The organism is Olsenella sp. An290 (assembly GCF_002159535.1).
Classification (GTDB): domain Bacteria; phylum Actinomycetota; class Coriobacteriia; order Coriobacteriales; family Atopobiaceae; genus Thermophilibacter.
The window spans coordinates 41,567-67,001 of record NZ_NFIU01000004.1 but is presented as its reverse complement, the minus strand read 5'-3'; the positions used below and the strand labels follow the sequence as shown (position 1 = coordinate 67,001).

Sequence of the window (25,435 nt, the reverse complement as noted above, 5' to 3'; positions counted from 1 at the left end):
CATATAATATGAAGCATCGAACATACTGACCAACGGATTTTATTAACGACGCAATTGCCAGGTCTTCAAGACATATTGCCTTGAAGGCATTTTTCTCACCAGCTGATTACTGCTTTCGCAGCTTCTTTCGCTTGCAGAAACTACCGCCAATTGTTTGCCAGCCAGGAGCACTGCGAGACAGCAGCGAGTTAATGAAGCGAACCAGAATCTACAACCCCATCCTGAGGAGAAGAGTCTCTCCAATCTCTGGGATTATTCTTCCCAGTACTTCCCAAACGGCAGTTTGAACGGAAGCGAATCCGCAGTCTTCGTGAGACCAACTCTGCCAATGGCATTGCCAAGCTCTTGGACTCCACCAGCTACAGCGGCTCCTAAATCAGCAGTGCCCTTCTCTGTCGCCTCACCGATTCCAATAAGTCCCAGAAGCTCCGAATGGGGATACTCAAATTAACGTTCCTCCGAGAGATGGGAGAAGAAATGGCAAGGTGTCCAAGATGTGGGGAGAAGTTTGACAGGGACGAGGCTGAGTATCAGTTCTCTAGCAAGTACTTCGGTCTCAACTACGATCATCTGAGTGAACCGCTCTGCTTTGAATGCGCACGCAACGCGATGGAGGCGGAAGAGCCCGGAGTTTATATGGAGACCTGTGAGCAGTGCGGATCCTCGTTCGACTACTTTCAAGCCAAGAGCTCACTGGCATATGACGACCCGAGGTACATGGATGCCGACCTCCAGTTCGTATGGGACAAGACGGGGAGCATTCTATGCGCCCAATGTGCCAATGAGCACCTGTCCGAGATGTACTATTCCGGAGATGACGGTTTCTAACTTTTTCTCCCCCGAGCCGCTTGGTCCGCACTTCCGGCAGAGGTGATTGCCCCTCTGCCGGATTTGGTCCTTCTCGTGCCCACATGCTGCCAATCTCCGGATTTCCCTCAGCATTCATACACTCGGGTTCAAGCCGTTCGTTGAAGGCACACGCCTTCTCCAGGTGGTACTCCTCAGTACGCTCCTGCCACATGTCAGTTTGCCTGTTCAGATTCACGCCCGCCGCGTTACACGAGGGCACGCTGCACAATCGCACATCGGCTCAACTTGCTCACGGCGAGCCACATCAAGCCGTGGGCAGCGGCCACACCGAGCGAGCGCCTCATGTCGTCGAACGGCCTCCTGCTCAACGCGCTGCACGACCGCGCCTTTGACCGCGGCCTCATCACGCTTGACGACCGCTACCGCGTCGTGGTCTCCTCGCGCGTGCCGCACACGCCCACGAACGACCTGTGGCTCTACGCCTTCGACGGGAGGAAGATCGCCCTGCCGGGCAGCGACGAGTCGACCTGGCCGAGCCTCGACTTCATCCACTACCACAACGACTGCGTCTTCGAGCAGTGCGCTTAGCCGAGCCATCAATCACTACCGACACTCAAAGTCCTAGCGGCCACTCCTCATCGAGCGCGGCCATTGCCTCCTTGACGGTGTGATGGGACCGGAGAGGCTCCTGCTTTCGCGGCAATTGACTCGATACGCCACCTACATTCGCACGAGAAGCGTGGGCTCGTCCGCAAACAGCTCGGGCTCGCTGTACTGGAAGCCGTTTGTCAGCGTCTCCGCGCGCATCGCGATCACCTCGTAGGGCGGCGTGTCCTCGGCGGCGGGGTTCTTCTCGACCCGATAGAGCGTGGGCGCAAGGCCGCCCGGCGTGACGCCCAGCTCCGCAAGGCCCGTCTGCGGGTCCTGGCTGTCATACGCCAACCCGATGTCAAACCAACCTTTGTCCCGCACGCTTTCCGGCAGACGCGCAAAGAGGTCTGGGGCCACCGCTAGGCTATAGGCCTCAAAGGCCCCCGGTGCGAACTCGCGCTCGTCAAAGCGCTCGAGGCTCCCACTCTCCTGGAGTTCCTCCAGCGAGACGGGACTCTCCACGGTCTCCAGCTCCACATCACTCGTGCGCAGACGCACGCCGCACTCATCGGAGGTGACGTAAACGCCCTTGCCCACGGGGAACCACTCCACGATGAGCCAGCTGCCAATGTCATCGGCACCCGTATCACTATTGTCAAAGGGGCTGAGCTCACCGAGCTTGCCGTTCTCCGCGTCGCTGAGAACGGCGGCGTCGGTGTCTTCGGGCACCCCATCGCGACACCCGGCCTGGTAGACGACCACCCGCGTCTCCGCGTCCCCGTCCGTCAGAGGAAGCAGCGCGCGGCACGCCCCCTCGATGGGCGCCACCCACGCGGGCGTCTCGGGGACGTCCGTCGGGAAGCCGTCCGCGTAGTCCGCGTCCGCACCGGAGAGCTCAATCTCAACGTACGGCACGCCCAGGCTGACGCGCGAGGCCTCCTGCTCGAAAAAGCTGTCGTCGCCCGTGTAGCGCGCGTAGAAGAACGACGCGCTCTGCTCCACGGTCGTCTCGGCCTCGCCGTTCTTCTCGCCAGCTGGATCCTCCGGCCAGTAGTACGTCGAGATGCACCCCTCAAAGAAGCCGTCCTCCTCAAGCGGGACGCCGTTCACAGTCACGGATGCAACGTCGCAGCCCGCGTCCCCCAGGCGCTCGCAGCAGCCCTCGAGCTCCTCGCGGAAGCGCTGCTCGTAGGCTGCCGTGACCTCGTCCTGCTGCCGGTTGTCGCCAACGACGCCGTCCTCGAAGTCCACGAGCACCGTCTGACCGTCGCTCATGGTGCAGAACGCCCGACCGGACGACTGGTAGCCAAACAGGGCGTACGACCGGTCCTCCCAGACGTCGGCCACGTGGGCGTTGTCACCGTACTTCTCGGCGTAATACTGCTCCGCCTGCCTGGCAACGCCCTCTTCGTCGAACTCCCCCAGGTTGCTGCAACTCCCGAGGGCAAGAACGGTCACTATGGCGAGAAGAACGAGCAAGACGAGCCTGCGGCGCAAAACCGGAGCGGTGGCAAACGTCATGGGGCACCTCCCGCGCGAGGGGGATTGTAGCCCCATTGTCGCAGAACGAACGTCAGGAGCGCACTACTTGTCCCTGAACGACAGCATCCCGCTGTAGTCCGTGTCGCGCGGGCGTCGGCGGTCGGGATCGCGGAAGAAGTCCGCCGCAAGCCGCCGGATCACGGGCGAGAGCGCGATCAGCGCGATGAGGTTCGGAATCGCCATGAGGCCGTTGAAGCAGTCGGCGAACTCCCACACCACGTCGAGGTTGGTCACGCAGCCCGCGAACACCATGGCGACGTAGGCAACCTGATAGACGCGCACGGAGGCGCGTCGCGCGCGGCTCTTGCGGAAGAGGTACTCCACGCACTTCTCGCCGTAGTAGTACCACGCGATGAGCGTGGCAAACGCGAAGAGCATGAGGCCCACGGTCACGATGTACTGGCCGCCGGGGATGCTCTGCCCAAAGGCCGCCGAGCTCATGGCGCCCTCGGACATCATGGGGTCGGCGTGCCACAGCCCTGAGGTGATGATCACGAGGCCCGTGATCGTGCACATGACGATGGTGTCGAAGAACACCTCGAAGGTGCCCCACAGGCCCTGGCGGGCGGGGTGATCGGTGTCGGCGGAGGCGTGCGCGATGGGTGCCGAGCCCATGCCCGCCTCGTGGGTGAACACGCCGCGCGACATGCCCACGCGGCACGCGTACATGACCGTGGCGCCCAAAAAGCCGCCCGTGGCTGCGGTGCCGGTGAAGGCGTCGCGGAAGATCTGGGCTATCGCGGCGGGGATCTCACCGGCGTTGACCACGAGCACCGCCGCGGCGCCAAGCAGGTAGAAGATGGCCGCGAAGGGCACGAGCTTCTCGGTGATCTGGGCAATGCGGGTGATGCCGCCGATGAGGACGAGCCCCGCGAGCAGCGCCACGACGGCGCCGATGACGGGCAGCGGCACCCCGAAGGTGGCGTTCACGCTGCCGGCGAGCGAGTTGGCCTGCACGCTCGCGCCGATGCCGAAGGACGCTAGGAAGCCGAAGGCGGCGAACAGCATCGCGAGCCAGGTCTTGCCCAGGCCACGGGAGATGTAGTACATGGGGCCACCCACGATCTCGCCGCGCTCGTTGCGCGTGCGGTAGGCCACCGAGAGCGTGACCTCGCAGAACTTGATGACCATGCCAGCCAGCGCGGAGAGCCACAGCCAGAAGATCGACCCCGGGCCGCCCGTGGCCACAGCGAGCGCCACACCCACGATGTTGCCGGTGCCGAGCGTCGCGGCGAGCGCGGTGCACACCGCCTGGAAGGGCGAGATGGTGCCCTCCCCCGCCTCCGACGGGTCAGCGCGCTGGAAGAGCGTCTTGGTGGTGTAGCGCATCACCACGTTGAAGCGTGAGAACACGACGCCCTTGATGACGAAGAGCAGGAACACGCCGGTCCCGAGCATCAGCACGACCATGGGGACGCCCCACAGCACGTTGTCGTTCAGGGCGGTGATGGCGGACATGAGGAAGTCGAACATGGAGGGCCTCTCGACGGGGCGCGGGCAGTTTCAGCTACACAAAGGGTAACTTTGCCCTACCTGTGTTTCCGTAGCGTGACGGGAGCGTTGATTGTCGGGCTACGCTTGAAGCGCCGCGCCCTTCTCGGCCGCAAGATTATTCTCCGCAGAATTATTCACGCCAGAATAATCTTGTCCTCCACGCTCCGATAGGGTTTTACCGCCACTGGCGGTAAAGATTTGGCGGTAAAGTCGCGAGCGTCGCGAACGCCTGGCCCTCGTTGTCCACAAGTGCTTCTTCCAGCAAGCCGTTTTGACGGCGACTATGCCGTTCGCTGTCCCCGACACCCATTGTGCGGACGCGCGACGCAACGATTTGCACCCAAGGCAACTTGTCTACCGGTGACACACGAAACCCGACCGTCTGTCGATAGAGATTCGAACCATATGTCCTTCTCAACTGTCTTGAGCTGGGAACGCAGCTACGTGGAAGACAACTGCAAGACAAGGCCTACCGCCTCCGTGCTAGGGTCTTACCCCTCAATGGAGGCACGGAGGCTTCATGAGGAACTACCTCAAGAGCTTGAACGCGAGCGCGCTACACTTGAAGAGAAAGGAACGACATGGTTGGAGGACTCGTCATGGACGTCTCGTCGGCGCAGGCAGCAGCAAAGAGAGCGGTTGAGATTCTCGTGGAGCTCATCCCGGAGGCCAGGTACGCAGCTCTTGAGGGCATCGAGTTGAGCGAGGACGAAACCAGCTGGCGCGTCGTTGTTGGTTACGTCCTCGGAAGCGACCTTCCGGCAACGGCCCTTGCAGGACTCACTACAAGCCCAAAGTCACTGCGCACCTATAAGACGCTCATCCTCGACAGAGCGACGCTCGAGCTCAAGAGGATGGAGCCCTACCATGAGCCGGCGTAAAGTTGCGCTCGACACCAACGTATTCCTATAGTTTCTGCGTGAATGCAGCTAGCCGTCCTTACCAACAGCGTTTGTCGGCATGGTTCATCTGGCACGTGGGGAATTGGCGCGGTGCACGGGTCGGCTACGCAGCATCAAACCGTCGCTCTTCTCGCCTGAATGCCGATGCTGCACCCTCGAGCTCCTAAGAAACTTTAAATATATTCTGAGGTCAAGGCCACTCGATATACTCTGTGAAAACATCGTTCGTGTGTAACTCAGTATCTCACGGGAATGTTCGACTGCTCAACCGCGGCTCGATAGCCACAGCTCTTCAGCATCTCCTCAACGACCTTTTTCTGCACAGCCTTCTGATCATCGCTTCCAAGACTCGGTCCAAGCGTTATCCGAGAAACAACAGCCCTGTCAAAGTTGAGGGAGACATAGGGAACCACGTATCCGGCACAGGTTCTGTACTCAACACGCACCTCAGATTCAAGCTTGTTGTACACGTTGACGAACAAGCGCACCTCCTTCTCGTGGGAAAAGCAGGCGTACTTAAAGACAGGCTTCAGATTACTGAGTAACGTTCCGATGTGATATCTAACGTGTCCCCCATAGCCCTGTTCGTAGTTCTCATACAAATCGAGGAGTGCCCTCTCGATTAGCTCAAGCTGCTCTCTTTCGTCATATATCACCTTCACCATGAGCGCCATCATGGTTCCGTCTTGGTTTTGGCGTGAGCTGAGAGAATTCAGCAAGTCGCGAGAAGAGACTCCTATATTCATCCCCTCATATCGGTTGCCCTTGGAATAGTAGTTCCACATTGCCAGCGCGTCAGGGTCCTCAGAAAAAGAGGTGACGTACGTCTTGAACTCATCTCTCACCGGACGAGTCTTTCCGCTTGCCGTATAGAGGATAAGCCCGGTGCGGTTGGGACGAACATCTCTGATCAATTCGTAGAAACTCTCGTCAATTCTCCCAGCGGCCTTAAGCTCGTCGCAGGCCTGGGCGAACCGAATTACGGGCAGCGTCCCCTCGGAAGCGTCGTTCAAACAGTCAATTCTGCTCGCCCAGAGGCATAGGCCTTCTTCGTCCAGGAGGATGGGATTGACGTTCCCCAGTGAGGAGTAGTGATACACCTCACCGTCGTAAAGCTTGAGCTGCCACACGGTCTCAAATTCAAGCTTCTCCGTAAACCCATCAAGAAGGCTTCTCGCAATCAACCTACACTCCTAGCAAACTCTCCGCCAGCTTGAACGCATCCGTCATCCCGGGCCCGGGTAACTCATCCGCACGGGCAACGCGCTTCTCTCTCGCGTTTGCTATCGCACCCCTCACGTCTTCGAGCGAGAACTGCGTCGGAGTCAGGCGCTTATCGTACCCGGGCATGTGACGTTTAAGGGCAGCGTCGACCTTTGCCGCTGTCGTGCATCCGTTGGCTTTCTCAAAATGCATGACGAGGAACAGCTCGAACTTTGGATTGCTCACTGCGAGGTGGAAACCCGGATGACTGTCACACCACTCGAGAAGATCACCGAGCTCGCCCTCGTAGTCATCTACGTCCACGACAACCCACGCCTCATCTCCATCCCTAAGCTCCTCGGACCCGATTTCCTTCTGGAGTCTCTTGAGAACCGCTGCGGGATTTCTCCTTGAAGGATGGACGTTTTTCGGATACTTCACGGAGGCACGGGCATCCTTGAAAACCGCCATACGGAAGTAGTCTCGCTCGGTGGCACCCTCGGCTGAGACCCAGCAGACGGGGCGATAGGCACGCCGCCCCGTCTGCCTTACCAGCGTATTGTTCTTCCTCTTACCCATGGTCGGACACCTCACCCAGCATCGGGATACCGCCGAAGCGCCCCTCGAGGTAGCTCTTGATCAGGTCCTTGTCAAAGCGAATCCCCTCGAAGTCGCTCAGGGCAACAATCTGGGACCGCCCATCTGACCCTCGCTGGGCGATGTACATCTCGTCCCTGCGCATGAGCGACTGGTCCATGAGAAGAAGGTCGTGTGTCGTAAAGAGGAGCTGCTTTCGCTTGTCGGGCCCGCACGTCGCGAGAAAGTCCTCTATGAGACGGGAGGTGAGCATGGTGTGAAAGCAGCGGTCAAGCTCGTCCACCACAAAAACCTTTGAGCCGTGTGAACCACTCTCGCCAGAGAGGTCGAACAGCATGGGGAGTAGGCCCATGAGCCTCTGGGTTCCGGAGGACTCCGCGCTTAGTCCAAAAGAGTGCTCCTCGCCGTCGGGGCCACGATGAAGTGTTCTAAGCCTCTGGACATCCGGCCGGGAATCGCCGCCGCGAACCGAGAGCATCTCGAACCCGTAGTCGCCGGGAGCCCTGTCGACAACGACGGTGATAGTCTCATCCTCCTTGAGCTCCGATGCCCTCTTGAGCAGACGAGCGTCGGGTGGGAGGGCATCAACTTCAACCCGTTCTCCAACCAAGCCACATATCCCCGTGTCCATTCGCGAGAGCGCCTCACCCGCATATCGGAGGAAGTCCTCGCGGTCGGTCGCTGCCGTGGCAAACGACCAGGCCTGCGACTCAACACCCACCAGCTCGAGAGTCTCGGCAAACCACCCAAAAGGCTCTCTTAACTCATCAATGTTTTGGGAGAATCCCGCCCCGAGAAAAACCTGATTACTTCGAGTGCTCTTTGCGGCGTACAGTACGTGATCGGGGTCGCTGAAAAGCTCTCTGTTGAGCTGGAAACGCTCATCGCGAGATGCGTCGCGCTCATAAACGTCTATCGATTGGCCTTCTTTGACTATCTCAAGGCATTCATAGGAGACGGAGAAGCGTGTAGCTTCAACCACAAGTCGATACGTCGTCCTCCCGGCAAGGAAAGTGATGTCGAACATCGTCGGACTCATCGAAGACTGAGAGTCAAGCATGAAAGGCCGAATGGGAAGCAGACCGTCCACCCCAGGATCAGTAAGGACCATCTCGCGAAGCGCAGCGAGCCCCTTGAAGAGGGCAGTCTTTCCGGAAGAGTTGCCGCCGTACACGGCAGCAACTGGGAGGATCTTCTTGCTCCGAAAGCCCGGAAGCTCCGAGCGAGTCTCCCCATGCTGCCGCTCAAGCGAGGAAATCATACTGAGGGAAGCTTCATCACGATAGGACATCCAATTGCTCAGAGTGAAGTTCAGCAGCATCTGTATCCCTCCTCAATACAGCACTGAATGTGATATTATCACATTCAGTGCTGTATTGCTTTATACGGACAATCGTTTCGCGAATTGTGATGTACGGTAAGCTTGGAAATGAAGCGGCCTCCAACCTGAATCCTCTTTCATCCAAGAAGAATAATCGGAAACAAAAGCCACCCTGGACTCTCTGCCACAAGGCGCGCTCTCGATGCTCGAGTTTGTCGAGGAGATCGGCGGGAGTCTCACGAATCTTGCCCAAGCACCGCTCGAGGCGGTAATGAACGAGAAAAATGCCGCACATGCCGACGCCGCACGTCCGGCGAACGGAGCCGCAAGGAGCAGGCTCCGCGAGAGCAGACTCGAGGCACGGGATGGAACGAGCGACGGGCGCGAGCACGCCCAACAGCGAGAAAAACGGGGCGCCTGGCATCCATCGCGTTAGAACGGACAGAATCGGGCGGTTTTCTCGGCCTTTTGTCCGTTTTGACGCGATGGATGCTCAGGCGGGCGGGCGGCCGGGCAAGCGAGGAGCCGAGAAGAACGAGAGCCCGCCGGGCATGGCATACCGGCGGGCCCTCTGCAAGGGATGTGCGAGGAAGCGGAGCTACTTCTCGCGCGAGTAGTACGTGTGACGCAGCGGGAGCTCGGTCTGGAGCTCGCCGGTGAGGGCACGGTAGGCGTTCTGGACCGCGGGTGCGGTGGGGATCGTGGCGATCTCGCCGATGCCCTTGGCGCCGTAGCCCACGTCCAGCAGCTCGTCCTTCTCGACGTAGATGGCGTTGATGTAGGGGATGTCCGGCGCACGGAAGAGACCCAGCGTGCCAAACTTCACCTGCGGGACGCAGTCCTTGAGGTCAAAGCGCTCGGTGAGCGCGTAGCCCATGCCCATGAGCACGCCGCCCTCGATCTGACCCTGGATGGCGATGGGGTTCACCACCTTGCCGGAGTCGTGCGCGGCGTGGACCTCGGTCACGCGGCCGTCGTCGTCCAGGATCACGACGTGCGTGGCGTAGCCGTAGGCCACGTGGCTCTTGGGGTTGGGCACGTCCGCGCCGAGCTTGTCGGTCTTCTCGAGGTACTCGTAGGAGAACTCGCGGCCCTCGAGGGCAGCCAGTGCCGCCACGGGATCGGCCGCGTGGTAGCCGGCGCCCGGGCCCACGTAGGGTGTGCCGTCGGCGTACTCCACCACAAAGCCGTCGCCGTGGGCCACCACGGGCTCGGTGCCGGTCTCGGTCCCCTCCTCCACCGCGAGCATGGCGTCGCGCAGCAGGAACGCCGCGCCACGCACGGCCTCGCCGGTGATGAGGGTCTGGCGCGATCCCGAGGTGGTGCCGGAGTCGGGCGCGCTCTCGGTGGAGCACTCGCCGTTCACGATGTTCGCGAGCGGCAGGCCCGTGGCCTCGGCGACGTCCTGCAGGAAGACGGTGTTGCAGCCCTGGCCGATGTCGGAGGTGGCGGAGTAGACCACGGCACGGCCGTCCTCCACGCGGATCTTGCAGCGGCCGGCGTCGGGCAGACCCACGCCCACGCCCGCGTTCTTCATCGCGCACGCGAGGCCGGCGTGGCCGGGGTGCGCCTCGTAGACGTCCTTGACCGCGAGCAGGGTCTCCTTGAGGGCGGTGGAGCGGTCGGCGATCTGGCCGTTGGGCAGGACCTTGCCCGGCTCGATGGCGTTCCTGTACCGGATCTCCCACGGAGAGATGCCCACCTCGTCGGCGAGAAGGTCGATGAGGCTCTCCAGCGCAAACTCGCTCTGGCAGACGCCGAAGCCACGGAACGCGCCGGCGGGCGGGTTGTTGGTGTACCAGCCGTAGCCGCGGATGTCCGTGTTCTGGTAGCAGTACGGGCCCACGGAGTGCGTGCAGGCGCGCTCGAGGACCGGGCCGCAGAGCGACGCATACGCGCCGGTGTCGAAGTTGATCTCGCAGTCCAGACCCACGAAGGTGCCGTCCTCGTCGCAGCCGAGGGTGAACGTGCCCTCCATGTAGTGGCGCTTGGGGTGGAAGTTGATGGACTCCTGGCGCGTGAGGCGCACCTTGACGGGACGGTTCACCGCGAGCGCGGCGAGCGCGGCCAGGTGCTGCACGGAGACGTCCTCCTTGCCGCCAAAGCCGCCGCCCACGAGCATGGTCTCCACGACGACCTTCTCGGGCGTGGCATCCCAGCCCAGCATGTGGGCGATCTCCTTGCGGGAGTCATAGGCGCCCTGGTCGGACGAGCACACCTTGACGCCGCCCTTGTACGGGAAGGCAACGGCGCACTCGGGCTCGAGAAACGCGTGCTCGGTGAACGGCGTCTTGAAGGTGCGCGTCACCTTGTGCGCAGCGCCGGCAAGCGCGGCGGCCGCGTCGCCGCGGACCACGTGGCGCTGCTGGCAGATGTTGTTGGTTGGCGTGACCCAATTGCCAAAGGCGAGGTAGGGCTTGTGGAGCACGGGCGCGCCCTCGGCGCGGGCCTCCTCGATGGAGCGCACGGGCTCGAGGACCTCGTACTCCACCTTGACGGCACGCTTTGCCTTCTCGAGCGTGGCCGCGTCCTCGGCCACCACCAGGGCAATCGCGTCGCCCACGCAGTGGGTGATGTCGCCCTCGGCCGTCATGACGTCCCAGTCGTAGAGCAGGTGGCCGACGGCGTTCACGGGCACGTCGGCGGCCGTGAGCACGGCGAGGACGCCCGGCATGGCACGGGCCTTCTCGGCGTCGATCTTGACCACGCGGGCGCGCGGGTACTTGGAGCGCACGGCGCTGGCGTAGGTGAGGTCGGGGAAGTCGCGCTCGTCGATGTCGTCGGGGTACTTGCCGTAACCAAGGACCTTGCGGCGCACGTCCACGCGGAAGGCGCGCTTGCCCACGCCATAGTCGTCGCCGCGCTCGAGCTCGGGGTCGATCTGGGCGTCACCACGCAGGATGGCGGCGGCGAGCAGGATGCCCTCGATGATCTTCTTGTAGCCGGTGCAGCGGCAGACGTTGCCGCGGATGGCCACCTTGACCTGGTCCTCGGTGGGGTCGGGTACCTTGTGGACGAGGGCCGCGCCCGCCATGACCATGCCGGGGATGCAAAATCCGCACTGGACGGCTCCCACGGCGCCGAAGGCGTAGACGAAGGCCTCCTGCTCCTCGTGGGGCAGGCCCTCCACGGTCACGATGTCGCGACCGTTGGCCAGGCGCGTGGTGAGGACGCACGCCTTGGTGGCGCGGTCGTCCACGAGCACGGTGCAGGTGCCGCACGCGCCCTCGGAGCAGCCGTCCTTGACGGAGGTGAGATGAAGCTCGTCGCGCAGGTAGCGCAGGAGCGGCTTGTCGGTGGTAACGACCTGCTCCTCGCCGTTGACGGTGAAGCGGTACTCGGCGGGTGCCTTGACGGCGGTGCCAGCTGCCATGGTCTCCTCCCCTACTGGGCCGGGGCGTAGATGCCCAGCGTGTCGTGGATGACGCCCTTGCGGCACTTGGTGGCGCACATGCCGCACGCGATGCAGAGCGCGTAGTCGATGCGGGCCTGCTTGTCCTCCACGCGCATGGCGCCGGTGGGGCACGCGCGCTCGCAGAGGTGGCAGCCTATGCAGCCCTCGTCGGCGACCCAGATGCGCTTGAGCTCGTCGTCCATGTCTCTCCCCTCCGGCGTGCAAAGGGGACAGTCACTTTTGCACGCACCCAGATTCCGAACCCGGCGAGTTCATGCGCGGCGTGCAAAAGTGACTGTCCCCTTTGCACGCTGCGGCTTGGTTACTTCAGCAGATAGGCGTAGCTGTCGCGGACGGCGCAGATCGTGAGGCGCACGTCCTCGGGCAGGCCGCAGGCGGCGTCGTTCACGTCGTAGACGCCGTCGGAGCCGGCCAGGCGCACGCGGAAGCCGCCCTCGACGGGCAGGAACCCGCGGTTCTCGCTCGCGTCCATGTCCTCGGCGCTCCAGAAGAGCGTGAGCTTGTCCTTGTACGGACGGCCGCTCCACGGGCAGAAGACGGCGCAGTTGCCGCACTCGTTGCACATGCCGTCCACGTGGACGACCTGCTCCTGCGCGAGGCCCGGCACGTGCACGGCCACGTTGGCGCGGTTGGGGCAGACGTCGCAGCAGACCTCGCAGACGGTGGCGCAGCCCAGGCAACGGCTCGTGGTGCAGCCGGCCACGTCGAGGCAGATGTCGCCCTTGCGGCCCATGATGGCGTCGTACTTGTCTGCGCGGACGTTCTGGGCGGCATAGGCGTTGAAGTCGACGCCGGCCAGGTCGCGGGCGACGGCCTGCGCGTCGGCGATGGCCTCCACGAAGGTGGCCGGCCCGCGGCGGCAGTCGCCGGCGGCCCAGACGTGGTCCACGCCGGTGGCGGTGCCGGCCGGGCGTCCCCGACGGTCGACCTCGACGCCCGCGCCCTCGTAGAGCCCGCGCTCGATCTGCTCGCCCACGGCGCATATCACGGCCGTTGCCGGAACGTCCACGGTGTCGCCCGTGGGCTCGGGACGGCGACGGCCCGACTCGTCCGGCTCTCCGAGGCGCATGACCTCGCAGGCCAGCTGGCCGTCGGCCACGCCGATCGGGGCGAGAAGCTCGCAGAGCTCCACGCCCTCCTCGAGGGCCAGCTGCAGCTCCTCCTCGTCCGCCGGCATCTCCTTCTTGGTGCGGCGGTAGACGATGCGCACGTTCTCAACGCCCTCGGCGCGCTTGGCCACGCGCGCGGCGTCCATGGCGGTGTTGCCGGCGCCCACGATCACGGCGTCCGTGCCCAGCTCCATCGGCTCGCCGGACTTGGCGGCCTCGAGGAACTCCAGGACGTCGATCTCCTCGCCGGCCTTGAGGCCCACCTTGCCCGGCGCCCACGCGCCCGTGGCCACCACGACGTCGGTGAAGCCCTCGTCGAAGAGCTCGGCCACGCTCGTGACCTCACGCCCCATCTGGACCTGCGCGCCAAAGGCGAGGCAGAGCGCCACGTCCTTGTCGATGTCGTCGTGAGAGATGCGGAACTCGGGGATGACGTGGCGCGCCACGCCACCGAGCTTGTCGGTGCGCTCGATGATGGTAACGCGCGCGCCCGCGCGCGTGAGGAAGAACGCCGTGGCCAGACCCGCCGGGCCGCCGCCCACGACCGCCACGTTCTTATCGGCCGCAGAAGCCAGCTGAGAAGGACCGGCGGCCCGCAGCGCCTTCACGACCTCGTCGAAGCCGCCGCGCGCCGCGGCAAGCTTGTGCTCGCGGATGCGCGCGCCCTCGGGCTCGTAGAAGGCGCGCTCGCACTTGGCGCCACAGGGGTGCGGGCAGAGGTTGCCGGTGATGTGCGGCAGGGCGTTGCGCTCCACGATAATCCGCAGCGCCTCGGCGAACTTGCCCTCGTCCACGCGGGAGAGGTAGGCCGGGATGTCCTGCTGGATGGGACAGCCGGTACGGCACGGCGCGGTGAAGCAGCTCATGAGCGGGAGCTCGGCGTCAATCTTGTGCGACTTGGCCGGCTTGATGGGCTTCTGGTAGTCGCGCCCGGAGGCCACGCGGGCCGCAAGCTCGGTCACGGCGTCGACGTCCACGACCTCCGCGCGCTTCTCGCCGGCGAGAAGACCGGCGATCTGGAAGAAGCGCTCGTAGCCACCGGGCTTGAGGACGTTCGTGGCCATGGTGATCGGCCAGATGCCGGCCGCGTAGAGCTCACGGATGTTGCGCGCATCGGCACCTCCCGAGTAGGAGATGCGCAGCTTGCCGTCAAACTGGCGGGCGATGCGGCGCGCCAGCTCGATCGTGAGCGGGAAGAGCGAGCGGCCGGACATGTACATCTCCTCGCTCGGCAGCTCGCCGCGGGTCACGTCCACCGGGAAGGTGTTGGTGAGCTTGACGCCAAACGCGAGGCCCTTCTCGGCGCAGAGCTTGATGAGGCGGTTGAACATCGGCACGGCGTCGACCCACTGCAGGTCCTCGCGGAAGTGCGTGTCATCGAAGACGATGTAGTCAAAGCCGAGCTCGTTCAGGCGCGCGCGGGCAAAGTCGTAGCCCAGGAGCGTCGGGTTGCACTTGATGTAGGTGTTCACGCCCTTCTCGGTGATGAGGTAGGTGGCGATGCGCTCGATCTCGTCGGGCGGGCAGCCGTGGAGCGTGGACTCGGTGACGGAGGTGGAGACCTGCGGGGAGACGGCGTTCACGAAGTCGGCGTCGACGTTGTCAAAGCGGTCGAGGTTGGCGAGGGCCCAGTCGCGGCACTCGGCCCAGACGTCGCTCCCAGAGGCGTCCTTCATGCCCTCGATGTAGCGGTCGACCTTCTCGGACTTGATGCCCTCGAGGCTGTAGCCAACGGACATGTTGAAGACGAAGCCGTCCGGATCGCCGAGGCCGTACTCGCGGGCGATGAGCTTGCACGCCCACCAGGCCTTGACGTACTCCGCGAAGGCGTCAGGCACCGTGAGCTCGGTGGACCACTCGCAGTTGTAGCACTCGTCCTCGGCCACGATGCAGGGCTTGTTCACGCAGGCGGAGAGCTCCTCGCCGTCCATGACCTGGACGGTCTTGAGCTCAAAGAAGCGCGAGCCCGCCACGTAGGAGGCCACGATGTTCTGCGCGAGCTGGGTGTTGGGGCCGGCGGCCGGGCCAAAGGGGGTCTCGATCCTCTCGGCAAAGATCGGCTCGGCGCCGCCCTCGTGGACGTAGGCCTTGCGCACGCCGAAGATGGACCCCTGCGTCTCGTGCTCGGTCAGGACCCAGTCCATGACCTGCGCAAACGGCATCGGCCTCATGACGTCGCTCATTGTTGCTCCTCTCCGTGTGCAAAGGGGACAGTCACTTTTGCACGGTCCTCACGATTGATCGCGCCCCTCCGCGTGCAAAAGTGACTGTCCCCTTTGCACGCCGCGCAGGACGGTCTAGTACGTGCGCTCGTTCAGCGTGCCCCAGAGCAACTTGCTCTGCTCGAGGGTCCAGGCGTTGATGCGCTCCTCGTCAAAGGCCACGAACTCGCGGTCGCGGTAGAGTACCTTGCCGTTGACGATGGTGGTGCGGCAGTTCTTGCCCATCATGCCGAAGAGCATGTGGCCGTCGACGTTCTCGTCCGAGAAGGGCGTGAAGACCGGGTAGTCCATCACGATGACGTCGGCCGCAGCGCCGGGCGCCAGGACGCCGATCTTGCGCCCGAAGTACTCGCTCGCCATGGCGGGGTTATTCTGGAAGAGCATCGTCATGGCCTCGACCCAGCCCACGTTGGGCATGGCCGCGTTGTGGCGCTGGATGATGAGGAAGACCTTGAGGCTCTCCAGCATGTCGTGCGTGTAGGCGTCGGTGCCCATGTGCACCGGAATGCCGCGGCGGAAGAACTCGAGCACCGGCGCGCAGCCCACGGCGTTGCCCATGTTGGACTCGGGGTTGTTGACGATGTGGGTGCCGGTCTCGTGGATGATGTCCATCTCGGCGGGCGTGACGTGGATGCAGTGGCCGAGCATCGTGCGCGGGCCCAGAAGATTGTGCTGCAGCAGGCGCTCCACGGGCGAGATGCCGCCGCGGTTGAGACGGCTGTCCCAGACGTCGTTCATGCCCTCGCAGACGTGGATGTGGAAGCCGGTGAGGCCGGCGTTGGCCTCGGCCATCTTATCCATCGTCTCGTCGGAGAGCGTGAAGGTGGCGTGCCCGCCGAACATCGCGGCGATCATGGAGTTGCCCTCGGCCCGGGCCTTCGCGGCCCACCGCGCGAACTCGGCGTTCTCGGCGATGGCCTGGTCGCGCTTCTCGGGGCCGCGACGGTCGGAGGTCTCGTAGCAGAGGCACGCGCGGATGCCCGTCTCCTCGCAGACGTCCTTGATCGCAAAGAGCGAGCCCGGAATCTCGCAGAAGCTCGCGTGGTGGTCGAAGATCGTGGTCACGCCGTCGCGCAGGCTGTCGAGCACCGTGGCGTAGGCCGAGGCGCGCGTGCCGTCGAGCGTGAGGTTGTCGTCGATCTTCCACCACTGCTGCTCGAGGTTCTCGAGGAAGTTGGTGGGGTTGCAGCCCTTGATGGAGAGGCCGCGGGCAAGGCCGGAGTAGATGTGGGTGTGGCAGTTCACGAGGCCCGGCATGATGACGCCGCCGTGGGCGTCCACGTACTCGGCGTCCGGGTACTTCTCGACAAGGGCGGCCTCGGGCCCCACCTCAGCGATCGTGTCCCCGTCGATGGCCACGGCCCCGTGCTCGAGGTATGCGTTGTCAGCGTCGCGCGTGATGACGCGACCGTTTGCGACGAGCAGCATCTGCTCCTCCTATCTTTTGCTGGCGAGAAGAACGCGAGAAGAACGTCAGGCCGTTCTGGCCGGGCCTCGCGGCAAAGGACCCTGCCGCCCTTGCCGCGAGGCCCGGGACCGGCTACTCCTTGCTGGCGGGCATGACCTTGGCGACGGCCTGCTCGCGGGTCGCCGCGCGGCGAATCTCGTGCGGCGGGTCCACGGGCAGGATGAGGTTCAGGATGATGGCCATGAGTGCGGCCGGAGTAATGGCGTTGGAGCCGATGACGGTGGTCACCCAGGAGGGCATGCCCTCGCCGCCAAGGCACCCGGAGGCCATCCAGATGCCCAGGCCAAAGACCACGGAGGTGCCCACGATGGTGGTGGTGCGCGGCGTGAGGCCGTCCTTGGTGAACATGCGGATGCCGTTCATGGTGATGGTGCCAAAGACGCCAACCGTGGCGCCACCGATGACGGGCTGCGGGATGGCCGTGAGGAGCGCCGAGAGCTGCGGCAGCAGGCCGGCGGCGGCAAAGACGGCCGCCACGATCACGAAGACCCACTTGTTGACGACCTTGTTGGAGACGATGATGCCCACGTTCTGGCCAAGGGCCGAGGTGGGCAGACCGCCGATGAGGGCGGAGACGATCGAGGTGCAGCCCTGCGAGACGATGGCGCCGGAGAGCTCGCGCTCGGTGGGCATGCGGTCCATGGAGCCGAGGCAGGCGGCGGAGACGTCGCCGATGACCTGGATAGCCACCATCGGGTAGACCACGGCCAGGGTGATGCAGACCTCGGGGTGGAACTCGAGCGCGTACGGCATGATCTTGGGGAACGCGAAGATGCCCGCGGAGCCCACGGCGGAGAAGTCGAGCATGCCAAAGGGCGCGGACACGATGATGCCGGCGATCATGCCAAAGAACACGCTGCCCAGCTTGAGGGTGCCCTTGGCAAAGTTGTTGAGGCCAAAGACCACGGCAAACGTGACGAGCGCCACGCACCACGCCTGCGGGGTGCCCCAGAGCGCGGTGCCCTCGCCGCCGGCCATGTACTTGATGGCCGTGGGGTAGAGCGAGACGCCGATGGTAAAGATCACCGTGCCCGTGACGACCGGCGGGAAGAACGCCTTGAGCTTCCCGTAGAAGAGGCCAAAGAGGATGGCCGCGATGCCTCCCACGATCTCTCCTCCGAGCAGCGCCCCAAAGGAGAACGTGGCGCCCATGGCCTGGAGGGCCGGCAGGAACGCAAAGGAGACGCCCATGACGATGGGCAGGTTGCCGCCGATGCGGCGGAACGGCGCAAAGGCCTGCAGGCCCGTGTCGATCGCCGAGAGAATGAGCGCCACCTGGATGATGTCGGTGCGCTGCTGGGTGGTGAAGTCAAACGTGGCGGCAATGAGGATCGCCGGCGTGATGATGCCGGCAAAGGAGGCCAGTACGTGCTGGAGCGCACAGGGGAGCATCTCCCCCACGGGCGGCATGCCCTCGCGCCTGAACAGGTTCGCGGAGGCACCCTTGGGCCCCGCAGCGGCAGTCTTCGCCATGATCGTCCTCTCCACGATGCTGCGAACTATGTTTCGATGGTATTGCGTGGCGCGGCTAACAAATTGTCTGCTTTCAAGAAAATCTGTTAGACGGTAGGTTGTGGGGCGTGAGCGGTCGAGCGTGCCGCCGACCATCCCCTCCCCCGTTATCTGCGTGGTGATATAACGGCATGTCAGAACCCCCGCTCCGGTCCGCACGGCCCCCCGAAGGGACAGTTTTGACACCTAACAAAAAGTCAGATTTCAGGCCAATCAGGTAGTATGGCTATCATACGCCCCGCTTCCAAGGAGGTCTCATGCAGGAGGCACAGCTCGACTTCTACCGACGCCTCGCCCACGCGCTCGCCCTGCAGTTTGGCAGCGGCTGCGAGGTCGTGGTGCACGACCTCGAGACGAAGGACCCCAGCCACTCGATCGTGGCCATAGAGAACGGCCACGTCACGGGACGCAAGGTGGGCGACGGCCCGAGCCACGTGGTGCTCGAGGCCCTGCACGCCGGCGAGCACACGCTCGAGGACCGCCCCGCCTACCTCACCAAGACCGCGGACGGCAAGACCCTCAAGTCCTCGACCGTCTTCATCCGGGACGAGCGCGGGCGGGCCGTGGGAATCTTTGCCCTCAACTTTGACATCACGGTGCTGCGCGCCGCCGGGGACCTCATCGGGGAGCTCGTGGGCACGGAGCCCAGCGCCCCGCACGAGCCCGAGCCCATCGTGCGCAGCGTGGCCGACCTCCTGGACGACCTCATCGAGCAGAGCGTGCAGCTCGTGGGCACGCCCGTGGCCCTCATGACCAAGGAGGAGAAGGTCCGCGCGATCCGCTACCTCAACGACACCGGTGCCTTCCTCATCACCAAGAGCGGTCCCAAGGTCTGCAAGTACTTCGGCATCTCCAAGTACACCCTCTACAGCTACCTCGACGAGGCACGCTCCGGCGAGAAGGACGCGTAGGTCGGGCGCTTTCGGCGCGTCCTCGGCTCGCTTTCGCGGCGCTACTCGAGCGCGGCGCAGTACGCGCGGGCATCCATGCTGGGGACACGCGACCCACGATAGGCCGACGCGTCACGCGTGACGATCGCCTCGGCACCCAGAAGCTCCGCCGTCGCGCGGACGATGCCGTCCTCGAGGTCCGGCTCGTCCGACGCGAGGGCCGCGTCCAGGACGGGACCCGTAAGCTCCGCCACCTCCATCAGCGCGCGGAAGTCGTCCAACCGCGACCGCACGAGCGCCTCGTCGTGATAGTGGCGACACAGGATGTAATAGGCGTCCTTGATGCCGGCCGCAAGGATCACGGGCGTCTTGTCCTCCGAGGAGAGCAGCACCTCAAGCAGGTCGACGGCATCGTGGTGCCTCTCGCGCGTCGCGCTGAGGTAGTCGAGGATGATGTTGGTGTCGAGCACGACCCTAGCCAAAGCGCCTCACCCTCTCCTCGTCGAGCAGCTCGCGGTCGCTCTTGTCCGCCTCCCAAGCCGGCTCACGCGAGACGTCCTGCTCGATGGAGGCAGTGAGCGCATGAAAGCGCTCGAGGCGCGCGCGGCGGCTGGCCGCCTCGGGATCGGCCGGGTGGATGGTGACCCATGGCCTGTTGTTCTTGAGCACCACAAGCGTTGACCCCAGCTCGTTGACCTGTGCGGTCAGCTCGCTGAATCGGTTCTTCGCCTCACGGACGCCCACCGCAGAAAGCTCCGTCATGTCAGCCTCCCTCAACGTAGCTACAATATACCCCTTTGTGGCCACATTACGAGGACACCGCAGAGACCCACGAATGTGTGCGGGATATAAGTTCACCGTCATTCTCGCCATCGCGCCCACCCCTTGGACCTAGGTTGGAAGGGAGTCGGAACACCCCCCTTGGGCGAGAAGAACGGCGGGAGATGATGGGGATGCGCAACGCAAGGACCCTGTCAGGCGTGCTGGGCATCGTCGCCGGCGCGCTGGCGCTCTTTGGGACCGTGGCCGTCGTGGGCGTGGAGCTCCCGCTCGCAACCATGCCGCTCTCGGCGGGCAGGCTGGCGGACGCGCTGCTCACCGCCTCGGAGTCACTGCAAAGCATGCCACTCGTCGGGGAGCGCGTCGCGCAGGTCGTCGCCTTCCTGCAGAGCGTCTCCGGCGGGAGCCTTGCCGCCCTGCTGTGGGCGCTCAGCATCGGGCACGTGGCCGTGTGCGTGACCGCCATCACTCTCGCGGCGCTCGGCCTCCGGGACACGGGCCGCACCTGGCAGCTCGCGGTGGCGGGCGCGCTCGTGGCGGCCGACGTCATCGCGGTCCTCATCCTCTGCTCGGTCATGAACTGGCAGCTCTACCTTGTGGTCCGCTCGGTCGCGCAGGGCAATCCCTGGGCCGTGGGACGTGGGGTCGCGGGGCTCGAGCTTACGCTCACCCCGGGACTTGGCCTTGCCATCGGCGGCTTTTCCGGCGGGTACGCGCTCGCGCAGGCGCTTCTCGCCCGACGCCGCGCCAGCTAGTTGACCCCACGGAAGCCGCGGCCGATGATCTCGGAGCTGCTCGTGATGGTGATGAAGGCGCCCGGGTCCGTCGCGCGGACAAAGAGCCGCAGCTTCATGGCCTCGCGGCGCGAGAGCACGCTCGTGAGGATGGTCACGCGGCGGCCGGAGTAGGCGCCCCAGCCCTGCGTGACCGTGGCCGTGCGGCCGAGCGCCTTGACGATGAACTCCTCCACCTCGCGCGGGTGCGAGCAGATGACCTGGCAGACCTTGCGCTGGCGAATGGACTCGATGAAGCCGTCCACCACGAAGGTCTTGCCGATGAGCGCGAGCACGCAGTAGAGGCCCACGCGCGGCCCGTAGAGCCCGATGGCCGCCACGACCACGGCCACGTCCACCGCAAAGAGCGCCTTGCCGATCTCCAGGTCCGTGCGCTTGCGCAAGATCATGGCCAGGATGTCCGTGCCGCCGGTGGAGGCCCCGATGTCAAATACGATGGCCGAGCCCACGGCCGGCAGCAGCACCGCAAAGCAGACGTCGAGCCAGAGGTCGCCGGTGATGGAGGACGTCACGGGGAAGAGCCACTCGAAGAGAGATGTGTAGCCCGAGAGCGCAAAGGACGCGAAGGCGCTCCAGAGCACCGCCTTGCGGTCCAGGAAGAGCAGGCCCAGACCCACGAGCACGGCGTTCAGGATCCACATGTACACGGAGACGGGCAGCGCGGGAAACACCGTCGCAAGCAGGATGGCAAAGCCCGTGGTGCCGCCAAAGGCCAGGTTGTTGGGCGTCTTAAAGAGCACGAGCGCCACAGCGGTGAGGATGAGGCCCACGTTGAGCAGGCCAAAGAACTGCGGGAAGCTGTAGGCCATGCGCCTCTTGGAGAGCCTCTGCCCGCGCGCCGCCTCGTCCTCCGTCACGACCTCAGAGACCGGCTCCACCGCCGCCTCCATCTGCTCGTCCACCGCACGCTCCCCTCTTGCGAACCTGCCCCCTGAAGACGGCAGTCTAGCAGGTTGGCGCAGCTGCGGCATGGACGCGCAAACTCGTTTTACAGAAACTGCGAGCTACGCGTTATGTAGTTTGAGTTTTTTCACGCGTAAACTCGTTTTCCTGTTCATTTTTACCCTTTTCCTCGCGTTACGTATTCAAAATATGAAACTGAATAACGCGCATTCTCAGAAACCCGAAAACCGGGATTGCGCATGCATCCCACAAAACACGAACAGCAAGAGCCCCCTCGCGAGAAAAACCTCCGCCCCACCTCATATCCCGGCGGTTCGCCTTGCGACGAACGAGAGGCCGCACCGGGAAACGGCGGCGCCCCACTTGGCGACGCAGGATCTTCCGCGTAGCGCAGTCCTGCGTGCCAAGTGGGGCGCCGCCGTTTCCCGGTGCGTCTACCCCTCGAGCTTCTCGGCGAGCATCTTGTTGAACGCCTTTGGGTTGCCGGAGCCCTTGGCCGCCTTCATGCACTGGCCCACAAGGAACCCGAGCACCTTCTTGTTGCCGTCGCGGTACTGCTGGACCTGGTCGGTACAGCGGCCGAGCACCTCGTCCACGATGGCGCCGAGCGCGTCCGTGTCCGTGGACTGGCGCATCCCGTGGGCGTCCACGTAGGCGGCCGGGTCCTCGCCGGTGCCGTTGACGGCGTCGAGCACCTCGCGTGCCTGCGCAAACGTGATCGCGTCTTCGGCGAGAAGCCCCGAGAGGCTCGCGACCTGCGCCGGCGTGAGGGCGTCGTAGCTGGGGACGAGGTTCACCATGACCTTGGCCACGGTCTCCACAGCCTTGACGTTCTTCTCGCCCGCGCCCGCCGCAGCGAGCGCCTCCTCGAAGAAGGCCGCGACCGTCGGGTCGCCCGCGAGCTGGGCGGCGTCCGCGCGCTTGAGGCCAAAGTCGGCCATGTAGCGGTCGCGCTTGGCGTCCGGCAGCTCCGGGATGCGCGTGCGGCAGCGGTCGATGAACTCGTCCGTGAGGTCGAAGGGCGCGAGGTCCGGGTCCGGGAAGAGGCGGTAGTCGTCAGCGGTCTCCTTGACGCGCATGACCACGGTGCGCCGCCGGCTCGGCTCCCAGTGGCGCGTCTCCTGGTAGACGATGCCACCCTCCTCGAGCACCTCGGCCTGGCGGCAGATCTCGTACTCCAGCGCGTCGTGCAGGCTCTTGAAGGAGTTGATGTTCTTCATCTCGGTCTTGGTGCCAAACTCCGTGGTGCCGCGGCGGCGCAGCGAGATGTTGCCGTCGCAGCGCATCGAGCCGCTCTCGAGCGAGCAGTCGGAAATGCCGAGCGTGAGGAACGTCTGGCGCAGCTTCTCCATGAAGAGGCGCGCCTCCTCGGGCGTGCGCAGGTCGGGCTCGGTGACGAGCTCGATGAGCGGCGTGCCGCAGCGGTTGTAGTCGATGAGGGACTCGGTGGCCGCGGTGATGCGGCCCTCCTCGCCGCCCACGTGCACCATCTTGGCGGCGTCCTCCTCCATGTGGATGCGCAGGATCCGGATGGGCGCCACGTAGGAGCCGTCGTCGTTCTTCTCGACCGTGGAATCCGGGCGCTCCTTGGCGCCGGCGCCGCTGACCTCAAGGTCCAGGTGGCCGTGCATGCAGAACGCCACGGGGCCCTGCGTGGTCTGGAAGTTCTTGGCCATGTCCGGGTAGAAGTAGTGCTTCCGGTAGAACATGGAGTGGCGCTGGATCTCGCAGTTGGTGGCCAGGCCCGCCATGACGATCGACTCGATGGCCTTCTCGTTGGGGACGGGCAGCGCCCCCGGCATGCCCAGGCAGACGGGGCAGACGTTGGTGTTGGGCTCGTCGTCGTGGCTGAGGCGGCAGTTGCAGAACATCTTGGTCTCGAGCGTGGTGAGCTCGGTGTGGACCTCGAGGCCGATCACGGCCTCCCAGTCGCGCAGGACCTCGGCGAGCTTCTTCATGCGAGCTCACCCCCCTTCCCGGCAAACGCGGGCGCGACGGGGGCCCCGGAGTCGGACGGCGAGAAGGACCGCTCGATCGCGCGCGCAAACGTGAGCAGCGTGGCGTCGGCGAAGGCCGGGCCCTGGAGCTGCGCGGAGACGGGCAGGCCGCTCTGCGCGCCCAGGCCCAGCGGCACGGAGACGCCGCCGTTGCCGACGATGTTGTTGGAGATCGTGAACAGGTCGGAGGCGTACATCTGCGTGGGGTCGCTGAGCTCGCCGAACTTGAACGCCGTGCGCGGCGCGGCCGGCATGAGGATGACGTCGCACTGCTCGTAGGCGCGGGCGTAGTCGGCCGTGATGAGGGTGCGGACCTGCTGCGCCGGGTAGTAGTACTTGTCGTAGGTGCCGCTGGAGAGGAGGTAGGCGCCCAGCATCTGGCGGCGCTTGGCCTCCTCGCCAAAGCCGTGCGCACGGGAGAGCGAGGTCTGCTCGGCAAGCGTGGCCTGGCCGGGCTCCTGGTAGCCGTAGCGTACGCCGTCGAAGCGCGCGAGGTTGGAGAAGGCCTCGCACGGCGCGATCACGTAGTAGGCCGCGATGGCGGAGGCGATGTTGGGAAGGTCCACCTCCACGAGCTCGGCGCCCTGGTCGGCGAGGGCCTGGCCGGCAGCGGTGACGGCGTCGCAGACCTCCTGCGTGAGGCCGGCGGCCTCCATGAGGGCGGGCACGATGCCCACGCGGCGCCCCTCGATGGGGTCGTCCAGGTGGGCGAGAAAATCGGTGGCGACCGGCTGGCTCGTAGAGTCCCACGGATCGCGACCACCGGCGGTGAGCGCGTTCATGGCCAGGGCCACGTCCTCGACGCGGCGGCCGAAGGGGCCCACCTGGTCGAGCGAGGAGCCAAAGGCCACGACGCCATAGCGGCTGACCGCGCCGTAGGTGGGCTTGAGGCCCACGACGCCGCAGAGCGAGGCCGGCTGACGGATGGAGCCGCCGGTGTCCGAGCCCAGGGAGACCGTGACCTCGCCGGCGGCGACGGCCGCAGCGGAGCCGCCCGAGGAGCCGCCCGGGACGCGCGCGGTGTCCCAGGGGTTGGCCGTGGGGTGGAAGGCCGAGGACTCGGTGGAGCTGCCAAAGGCGAACTCGTCCATGTTGGTCTTGCCCACGGGCGTGGCGCCGGCGTCGAGCATGCGCTGGACGCAGGTGGCCGTGAACGTGGACTCGTAGTTGGCGAGCATCTTGGAGGCACAGGTGGTGCGGGTGCCCACGAGGTGCATGTTGTCCTTGAAGGCAACGGGAACGCCGGCGAGAGGACCGAGCTTCTCGCCCGCCGCGCGGGCCTTGTCGGTCTTCTCGGCCGCCGCGAGCGCGAGGTCAGCGGAGACCTGCAGGAACGCCTTGACCTCGCCGTCGCGGGCCTCCACGGCGTCAAGCGCCGCCCGGGCCACCTCGGTCGCGGTGAAGTCGCCGTTTGCGACGCCCGCCGCGATCTCACGCGCGGAGAGCTGGTCGAAGTTGGCCATCAGCGGTCACCCCCCTGGTCGCCGAGGATGGACGGCACGCGGAAGCTGCGGTCGCGGGACGCGCCGGCGTTCCTGAGCGCCACGTCCACGCTCAGGTGGCGCACCTCGGTGTCCGGCACGTCGTCGGCCATCACGTTGGAGAGGTCGCCGATGGGGTGGAACGTGGGCTCGACGCCCTCGAGGTCGTACTGACGGATGGGCTCGAGCAGGTCGATGGCATCGTTCATGTACGCGGTCATCTCGTCGAGCTCCTCGGGCGTGAGCGCGATCCGCGCGTAGTCCGCGATGCCCGCGACGTCTTCTCTGGTAAGGGGCATGGGTCCTCCTATCTTGGCTGCGCCCCATTCTACGACAGGGCGCGGACGGAGCACCCGCGCGGCGGGTCGGCCGTATCCCCTCCGAAACAGGGCGTCGCGGCCCTT

The 25,435-nt window shown here is 64.8% G+C and carries 21 protein-coding genes; 5 read left to right on the top strand and 16 right to left on the bottom strand.

From position 1 onward, the window contains the following. Nucleotides 1-432: 432 nt before the first annotated feature. Both B5F84_RS03900 and B5F84_RS03895 read left to right on the top strand, forming a co-directional pair. Entirely contained in the window at nt 433-828 is a 396-nt protein-coding gene (locus tag B5F84_RS03900; RefSeq protein WP_087321049.1) for a hypothetical protein, read from the top strand. Nucleotides 829-1,077: 249 nt separating this feature from the next. Beyond that, complete coding sequence (locus B5F84_RS03895) at nt 1,078-1,398, top strand: HNH endonuclease (protein WP_343225126.1); 321 nt, start codon at nt 1,078-1,080, stop codon at nt 1,396-1,398. 132 nt (nt 1,399-1,530) lie between these two features. Here B5F84_RS03895 and B5F84_RS03890 read toward each other — a convergent pair whose 3' ends face one another. Further along, complete coding sequence (locus B5F84_RS03890) at nt 1,531-2,922, bottom strand: hypothetical protein (protein WP_239378240.1); 1,392 nt, start codon at nt 2,920-2,922, stop codon at nt 1,531-1,533. 63 nt (nt 2,923-2,985) lie between these two features. Continuing rightward, nucleotides 2,986-4,416, bottom strand: coding sequence for a sodium:alanine symporter family protein (locus B5F84_RS03885; RefSeq protein ID WP_204205496.1), 1,431 nt, complete (start codon nt 4,414-4,416; stop codon nt 2,986-2,988). Nucleotides 4,417-5,018: 602 nt separating this feature from the next. Here B5F84_RS03885 and B5F84_RS03880 point away from each other — a divergent pair. Next, complete coding sequence (locus B5F84_RS03880; RefSeq protein WP_087225984.1) at nt 5,019-5,318, top strand: hypothetical protein; 300 nt, start codon at nt 5,019-5,021, stop codon at nt 5,316-5,318. Between the two features lie 257 nt (nt 5,319-5,575). Here B5F84_RS03880 and B5F84_RS03875 read toward each other — a convergent pair whose 3' ends face one another. From B5F84_RS03875 to B5F84_RS03840, 8 genes are all read right to left on the bottom strand, one after another. Continuing rightward, nucleotides 5,576-6,523, bottom strand: a complete 948-nt coding sequence (locus tag B5F84_RS03875) for a DUF2971 domain-containing protein (protein ID WP_087321043.1) — start codon at nt 6,521-6,523, stop codon at nt 5,576-5,578. 1 nt (nt 6,524) lies between these two features. Next, entirely contained in the window at nt 6,525-7,121 is a 597-nt protein-coding gene (locus B5F84_RS03870; protein WP_087225978.1) for an RloB family protein, read from the bottom strand. Further along, a complete protein-coding gene (locus tag B5F84_RS03865) occupies nt 7,114-8,460 on the bottom strand; it encodes an ATP-binding protein (protein ID WP_087225975.1) in 1,347 nt (448 codons plus the stop codon). The genes B5F84_RS03870 and B5F84_RS03865 overlap by 8 nt, the downstream gene beginning before the upstream one ends. 598 nt (nt 8,461-9,058) lie before the next feature. After that, nucleotides 9,059-11,833, bottom strand: coding sequence for a selenium-dependent xanthine dehydrogenase (gene xdh, locus B5F84_RS03860; RefSeq protein WP_087321040.1), 2,775 nt, complete (start codon nt 11,831-11,833; stop codon nt 9,059-9,061). Nucleotides 11,834-11,844: 11 nt separating this feature from the next. Beyond that, nucleotides 11,845-12,057 carry a 4Fe-4S binding protein gene (locus B5F84_RS03855; RefSeq protein ID WP_087321037.1) on the bottom strand — a complete coding sequence of 71 codons (213 nt, stop codon included), beginning with the start codon at nt 12,055-12,057 and terminating at the stop codon, nt 11,845-11,847. Nucleotides 12,058-12,176: 119 nt separating this feature from the next. Then, nucleotides 12,177-15,167, bottom strand: a complete 2,991-nt coding sequence (gene ygfK / locus B5F84_RS03850; protein ID WP_087321034.1) for a putative selenate reductase subunit YgfK — start codon at nt 15,165-15,167, stop codon at nt 12,177-12,179. A gap of 114 nt (nt 15,168-15,281) precedes the next feature. Then, a complete protein-coding gene (gene ssnA, locus B5F84_RS03845; RefSeq protein WP_087321031.1) occupies nt 15,282-16,634 on the bottom strand; it encodes a putative aminohydrolase SsnA in 1,353 nt (450 codons plus the stop codon). 112 nt (nt 16,635-16,746) lie between these two features. Beyond that, nucleotides 16,747-18,147, bottom strand: coding sequence for a solute carrier family 23 protein (locus B5F84_RS03840; protein ID WP_087321028.1), 1,401 nt, complete (start codon nt 18,145-18,147; stop codon nt 16,747-16,749). A 296-nt stretch (nt 18,148-18,443) separates the two neighbouring features. On the opposite strand from B5F84_RS03840, the gene B5F84_RS03835 reads away from it, so the two are divergent. After that, nucleotides 18,444-19,097 carry a helix-turn-helix transcriptional regulator gene (locus B5F84_RS03835; RefSeq protein ID WP_087321025.1) on the top strand — a complete coding sequence of 218 codons (654 nt, stop codon included), beginning with the start codon at nt 18,444-18,446 and terminating at the stop codon, nt 19,095-19,097. Nucleotides 19,098-19,138: 41 nt separating this feature from the next. Here the strand turns inward: B5F84_RS03835 and B5F84_RS03830 are convergent, their stop codons facing one another. Together B5F84_RS03830 and B5F84_RS03825 are read right to left on the bottom strand one after the other, a co-directional pair. Further along, nucleotides 19,139-19,558 (bottom strand): PIN domain-containing protein, encoded by a 420-nt coding sequence (locus tag B5F84_RS03830; protein WP_087321022.1) that lies wholly within the window; start codon nt 19,556-19,558, stop codon nt 19,139-19,141. Beyond that, entirely contained in the window at nt 19,551-19,838 is a 288-nt protein-coding gene (locus tag B5F84_RS03825) for a type II toxin-antitoxin system Phd/YefM family antitoxin (RefSeq protein WP_087321019.1), read from the bottom strand. Before B5F84_RS03825 ends, B5F84_RS03830 begins: the two co-directional genes overlap by 8 nt. A 191-nt stretch (nt 19,839-20,029) precedes the next feature. Between B5F84_RS03825 and B5F84_RS03820 the strand changes: the two genes are divergently transcribed. Further along, on the top strand, nt 20,030-20,611 hold the full coding sequence (locus B5F84_RS03820; RefSeq protein WP_239378237.1) for a hypothetical protein: 582 nt from the start codon (nt 20,030-20,032) through the stop codon (nt 20,609-20,611). Here B5F84_RS03820 and B5F84_RS03815 read toward each other — a convergent pair. The 4 genes from B5F84_RS03815 to gatC all read right to left on the bottom strand — a co-directional run bounded on the left by B5F84_RS03815 (nt 20,608) and on the right by gatC (nt 25,330). After that, a complete protein-coding gene (locus B5F84_RS03815) occupies nt 20,608-21,552 on the bottom strand; it encodes a YitT family protein (protein WP_239378235.1) in 945 nt (314 codons plus the stop codon). The two genes, B5F84_RS03820 and B5F84_RS03815, sit on opposite strands and share 4 nt — an antisense overlap. A gap of 435 nt (nt 21,553-21,987) precedes the next feature. Beyond that, nucleotides 21,988-23,511: an Asp-tRNA(Asn)/Glu-tRNA(Gln) amidotransferase subunit GatB gene (gene gatB / locus B5F84_RS03810; protein WP_087321014.1), complete on the bottom strand. Its 1,524-nt coding sequence runs from the start codon at nt 23,509-23,511 to the stop codon at nt 21,988-21,990. Beyond that, nucleotides 23,508-25,013 (bottom strand): Asp-tRNA(Asn)/Glu-tRNA(Gln) amidotransferase subunit GatA, encoded by a 1,506-nt coding sequence (gene gatA / locus B5F84_RS03805; protein WP_087321011.1) that lies wholly within the window; start codon nt 25,011-25,013, stop codon nt 23,508-23,510. The genes gatB and gatA overlap by 4 nt, the downstream gene beginning before the upstream one ends. Further along, nucleotides 25,013-25,330 carry an Asp-tRNA(Asn)/Glu-tRNA(Gln) amidotransferase subunit GatC gene (gene gatC / locus B5F84_RS03800; RefSeq protein WP_087321008.1) on the bottom strand — a complete coding sequence of 106 codons (318 nt, stop codon included), beginning with the start codon at nt 25,328-25,330 and terminating at the stop codon, nt 25,013-25,015. Before gatC ends, gatA begins: the two co-directional genes overlap by 1 nt. Nucleotides 25,331-25,435 lie beyond the last annotated feature (105 nt).

What these genes read in the sequence shown, in the direction of transcription:
- B5F84_RS03880 (WP_087225984.1), top strand. Translation starts at nt 5,019, where the DNA reads ATGGTTGGAGGACTCGTCATGGACGTCTCGTCGGCGCAGGCAGCAGCA.
- B5F84_RS03840 (WP_087321028.1), bottom strand. Translation starts at nt 18,147, where the DNA reads ATGGCGAAGACTGCCGCTGCGGGGCCCAAGGGTGCCTCCGCGAACCTG.
- B5F84_RS03885 (WP_204205496.1), bottom strand. Translation starts at nt 4,416, where the DNA reads ATGTTCGACTTCCTCATGTCCGCCATCACCGCCCTGAACGACAACGTG.
- B5F84_RS03890 (WP_239378240.1), bottom strand. Translation starts at nt 2,922, where the DNA reads ATGACGTTTGCCACCGCTCCGGTTTTGCGCCGCAGGCTCGTCTTGCTC.
- xdh (WP_087321040.1), bottom strand. Translation starts at nt 11,833, where the DNA reads ATGGCAGCTGGCACCGCCGTCAAGGCACCCGCCGAGTACCGCTTCACC.
- gatA (WP_087321011.1), bottom strand. Translation starts at nt 25,013, where the DNA reads ATGGCCAACTTCGACCAGCTCTCCGCGCGTGAGATCGCGGCGGGCGTC.
- B5F84_RS03835 (WP_087321025.1), top strand. Translation starts at nt 18,444, where the DNA reads ATGCAGGAGGCACAGCTCGACTTCTACCGACGCCTCGCCCACGCGCTC.
- B5F84_RS03820 (WP_239378237.1), top strand. Translation starts at nt 20,030, where the DNA reads ATGCGCAACGCAAGGACCCTGTCAGGCGTGCTGGGCATCGTCGCCGGC.
- B5F84_RS03870 (WP_087225978.1), bottom strand. Translation starts at nt 7,121, where the DNA reads ATGGGTAAGAGGAAGAACAATACGCTGGTAAGGCAGACGGGGCGGCGT.
- ygfK (WP_087321034.1), bottom strand. Translation starts at nt 15,167, where the DNA reads ATGAGCGACGTCATGAGGCCGATGCCGTTTGCGCAGGTCATGGACTGG.
- B5F84_RS03900 (WP_087321049.1), top strand. Translation starts at nt 433, where the DNA reads ATGGGGATACTCAAATTAACGTTCCTCCGAGAGATGGGAGAAGAAATG.
- B5F84_RS03865 (WP_087225975.1), bottom strand. Translation starts at nt 8,460, where the DNA reads ATGCTGCTGAACTTCACTCTGAGCAATTGGATGTCCTATCGTGATGAA.
- B5F84_RS03855 (WP_087321037.1), bottom strand. Translation starts at nt 12,057, where the DNA reads ATGGACGACGAGCTCAAGCGCATCTGGGTCGCCGACGAGGGCTGCATA.
- B5F84_RS03825 (WP_087321019.1), bottom strand. Translation starts at nt 19,838, where the DNA reads ATGACGGAGCTTTCTGCGGTGGGCGTCCGTGAGGCGAAGAACCGATTC.
- gatC (WP_087321008.1), bottom strand. Translation starts at nt 25,330, where the DNA reads ATGCCCCTTACCAGAGAAGACGTCGCGGGCATCGCGGACTACGCGCGG.
- ssnA (WP_087321031.1), bottom strand. Translation starts at nt 16,634, where the DNA reads ATGCTGCTCGTCGCAAACGGTCGCGTCATCACGCGCGACGCTGACAAC.
- gatB (WP_087321014.1), bottom strand. Translation starts at nt 23,511, where the DNA reads ATGAAGAAGCTCGCCGAGGTCCTGCGCGACTGGGAGGCCGTGATCGGC.